Origin of the sequence: Mesorhizobium sp. M4A.F.Ca.ET.090.04.2.1 (assembly GCF_003999085.1) — a bacterium.
Lineage (GTDB): Bacteria > Pseudomonadota > Alphaproteobacteria > Rhizobiales > Rhizobiaceae > Mesorhizobium.
In genome coordinates, this window is the sequence record NZ_RZOT01000909.1 from 1 (window position 1) to 1,060 (window position 1,060).

Consider the following 1,060-nt stretch of genomic DNA (forward strand, 5'->3'; position numbering starts at 1 on the left):
CGCAAGGCCCACGCAACAAGCCGATCCCGCCGCTGGTCAGCCAGGTCTACACGTTCGCGGGCGTTAGCGTGTCGCTGAAGCAGATCATTATCGTGCTGGTCACGGTGGTGCTGCTGGCGCTGTTCTGGTACCTGGTCAACAGGACGGCGCTGGGCCGGGCGCAGCGCGCCTGCGAGCAGGACCGCAAGATGGCCGCGCTGCTCGGCATCGACGTCGACCGCACCATTTCGATCACCTTCATCATGGGCGCAGCCCTTGCTGCCGTCGCCGGCACGCTTTTCCTGATGTATTACGGCGTTGTGGTGTTCTCGGACGGCTTCGTGCCCGGCGTGAAGGCCTTCACCGCGGCCGTGCTCGGCGGCATCGGCTCGTTGCCCGGCGCCGTGCTCGGCGGCCTCTTGATCGGCTTCATCGAGAGCATGTGGTCGGCCTATTTCTCCATCGACTACAAGGACGTCGCCGCCTTCTCGATCCTGGCGATCGTGCTGATCTTCCTGCCGTCCGGCATCCTGGGCCGGCCCGAAGTCGAAAAGGTCTGAGCTCATGGCGGTCACAGTAAATCCGGAGCGCGACGCCGTCGCCACTCCCATCCAGCAGGCTTTCCGCGAAGCGCTCTATGCCGGCGCCATCGCTCTTGGGCTGTTCGTGCTGTTGATCGGTCTGAGGACCGACCAGAACATCTCCAACGAGCTGATCCTGGTGCAACGCTGGCGCCTGCTTGCCCTCGTGGTGATTCTCACCGCCGTCGGACGCTTCCTCTACATCGCCTATGTCCAGCCCTTCGTGGCCGGCCTGAAAGTCGCGGATGTCGATACCGGTTTGATGCCGTCCAGCTTGGCGACGCGATTTTTCAAATTGTCGTATTTCATTGCCGCCATCGTGCTAGCGGCTGTGCTGCTTGTGTTGGCCGGCTCCCTTGATGGGTTGCTGGGGCCGGATCTTGCCGGCTATGCACGGTTCTTGCGGGCGCTTGCCATCATCTATGCGTTAGCTTCGGTGCTGTTCTATTTCCGCAGTTTCATTCAAGCCCACTTCTCCGTATTGGGCGTTAGTGCGCTGG

Annotated in this window: 2 protein-coding genes; both read left to right on the forward strand. The window is 62.2% G+C overall.

Annotated features, from left to right (window positions below; translation table 11 throughout):
• A partial coding sequence (locus EN781_RS33060) for a branched-chain amino acid ABC transporter permease (protein WP_145965812.1) occupies positions 1-539 on the forward strand: 539 nt, incomplete at its 5' end.
• Between the two features lie 4 nt (positions 540-543).
• Positions 544-1,060, forward strand: a 517-nt coding sequence (locus EN781_RS35695) for a DUF3382 domain-containing protein (RefSeq protein ID WP_245492717.1), incomplete at its 3' end; no start/stop codon positions are given.